Source organism: uncultured Campylobacter sp., from assembly GCF_937890585.1.
Classification (GTDB): Bacteria; Campylobacterota; Campylobacteria; order Campylobacterales; family Campylobacteraceae; genus Campylobacter_A.
Genome location: NZ_CALACG010000359.1, coordinates 1 through 2,517 on the forward strand (window position 1 = coordinate 1; position 2,517 = coordinate 2,517).

The following is a 2,517-nucleotide window of genomic DNA, read 5'->3' on the forward strand; positions in this document are numbered from 1 at the left end:
CAACTAGCAAAACTAGGCAAATTTGATGTAAAAGCATAAAGGATTAATATGATAAGCAGCATAAATGGATTTAGTGCAAATATGAATTATGATCTTAGTAGCGCTCACGAGCGAAATTTAAAAGCACGTGAGGGAAAAGAGGCTATAAATTTAACCTCAAATCAGGCTTCGAATATGGAGGTCGCGCAGCCAAATTCGACAAATCAAGCGAACCCAAAAAATAGCGAAAACGTATCAAGCCTAAAAGGTGCCTACGTAGACTTTAACATTAAAGAGATGGAAGCGGCCATCAGGGAGATAAAAAAGCTCCCGCCCGGTACACCAGCTAATATACGAGGCATATTTTCTCTGAGCGGATATACTCTGGACGAAAGGATAAGCGTATGGGGTAAGATAAGTGGATTAGATGGCTCTTTTAGTAGGAGCGAAGCGGAAAATCTGAAGAAATTTATAAATAGTAGCGGGGCGTTTGGTTTCGATAAACTTACTCGGGATTTGGCGGGATACGATACGACCAATGTTGATGAATTTGCGAAAAAATATATAAACCACGAATACCCATTTTTGGGCATAGAAGATAATGCAGGGAATAGGGGGATGGAAATCCTCGACTCCGATATGAGCGTGGACGAGTTTAAGGATAGATGGGCTGAATATACCGTGCTGAAGCGTCTAGGCGAGAGCGGCGCGGAAAGAATATCCGTGGATGGCGAAAATATCGCGATAGTCATTAATAAAAACAAGGCTCCCGTAGAGTTTAGGGAGCTTGAGAGTATCGAGTATAAGGACGAGCAGAGCAAAAAGGCGTTTATAAAATTCGTGCGAGATGCGATAGAAAAGGGTCTGGATATACAAAATCTGCTTGAGGGCAGGGCTGAATTTAAGGAAAATACAAGCGAGGCGACAGCGTTTAAACCCATCCAGGCTACTAGCAAAAGCAAAACATACGTTGATAAAGACATCAGACGAGAATTCTTTGAAAATTTCCTGAAAGTCGAACGCGAAAAAGGGACGGATATAATGGACATACTGCGCAAAGTGGGCAAGATTGGCAAGACGGATATTATCGCATAATGCCCAAAATCCATGCGCGAGTAAGGGTTTAAAAAGTATTTTAAATAAATATTTCGCTGAGCTTGGCGGATCGAGCGCTTACAGGGCAAGTGCCTATACAAACAAAAATCGGACAACTTGGATGAAGTTACGCAAGCTGGTATTAGATTTTGCGGATCTGCGAAAATGGCAAATTTAGCTCTTCTATAAGCATGCATGATTATTATGGTCTTTACGCGCTGTATAATTCTAATCGTACTTATATTGCAGCTTAATATCACCTCTAAAATCGCAGCCGCCGATAGCGTCTTGTAAATTATAACCCATTCGTAAAAGCAATATTTCCAAATCTTTTGCGAATTTTATCTTTGTAGGATTGTTGTGGTATATTTCATTTCTAGCTTTTCTTATTTGCCCTATTTTGGTTATTAGGTGTTGGCGCCCGTAAGCTGGAAGTATTTGAGACTTGTATTCTCTCGTGCTTGCAAATATGTGCTCTATCGTATGCCAATATTCATCGCTTAGCTCTTCTAGGTCTATCATATAAAATTTATCGAATATGCCAAATGTCCCTAGATTTTGTAGATCTTCATTTTTGCAACGCCTTTTTACTATATTTAATATCCTTCCAAGCTCTGGCTCATCTGTTTTAAAGAACCAATCATCGGCGTCTTGGTTGTATAAATTTGAAAAGTTGATGGCTAGAGTGCTACGAAGTCCGCTCTCAAAACAGTGCAGTAAGAAAAACTTGGCCTGATGGGTTCTACGTCTTTTATTGTAGATTGAAATTATTAAATCAAATAGATTGAGGTTGTTTAGGTCTGTTTTTGGCAATACGGCGTTAGCTTCTTTGCAGGCTCCAAGTAAATATTTAAAATGCAATACCGATATCGCTCTTTTTATTCTGGCCTCAAATTCGTGATCCATAAAGCCATCGTAGCCTTGTTTAAATATATCGCATATTTTTTCATACTGGCTTTGGACTATGTCAAATATCTACTTCCTAAGTGCTTTTTATATTGATTGTATTATAATCCGCAGTAGCTTAGGGGGTTCTGACGATAGTTCAGGCTAAAACTACCCTAAAGCTTTTATCCTGCAAACTTCTAAAAAAGTTAATCTAAACCTGCAAAATATAAACTGCAAGCCCTTGCATCCATTGTAAAAGTATCATTATATTTAAAAATAGCCACATAATTTGTCGGTACCAAATAAAACTATTAGATTGCTTGGCTGTGGCAAAATATTTTTATTTTTTACCGTTTTTCATTGTTTATGAAGCAAGAGTGGGATATAATTTTAAACTTTTTTGAGATAGTGTTCCACTTTTTTATACAAGTGTTCCACTCTTAAAGGAAATATTAAAGAAAGGGAAAGATCGGAAGAAACTTTTCCGATGCCTAAAATAGGGTGTTTTGGTGTCACGGGGGAGACTTGAACTCCCGACCCCCGGCTTACTGAGCC

General features: G+C 38.6%; 2 protein-coding genes. One reads left to right on the forward strand and one right to left on the reverse strand.

What is annotated here, in order from left to right; all coding sequences use genetic code 11:
* The first annotated feature begins 48 nt into the window (after positions 1–48).
* Complete coding sequence (locus tag Q0296_RS10810) at positions 49–1,074, forward strand: hypothetical protein (RefSeq protein ID WP_298040474.1); 1,026 nt, start codon at positions 49–51, stop codon at positions 1,072–1,074.
* Between the two features lie 228 nt (positions 1,075–1,302).
* Here Q0296_RS10810 and Q0296_RS10815 read toward each other — a convergent pair whose 3' ends face one another.
* Positions 1,303–1,980, reverse strand: coding sequence for a hypothetical protein (locus Q0296_RS10815; protein ID WP_298040476.1), 678 nt, complete (start codon positions 1,978–1,980; stop codon positions 1,303–1,305).
* Positions 1,981–2,517: the final 537 nt, after the last annotated feature.

Excerpts from the sequence above, each read along its gene's own strand:
- Q0296_RS10815 (WP_298040476.1), bottom strand. The coding sequence starts at position 1,980 with ATGGATCACGAATTTGAGGCCAGAATAAAAAGAGCGATATCGGTATTG.
- Q0296_RS10810 (WP_298040474.1), top strand. The coding sequence starts at position 49 with ATGATAAGCAGCATAAATGGATTTAGTGCAAATATGAATTATGATCTT.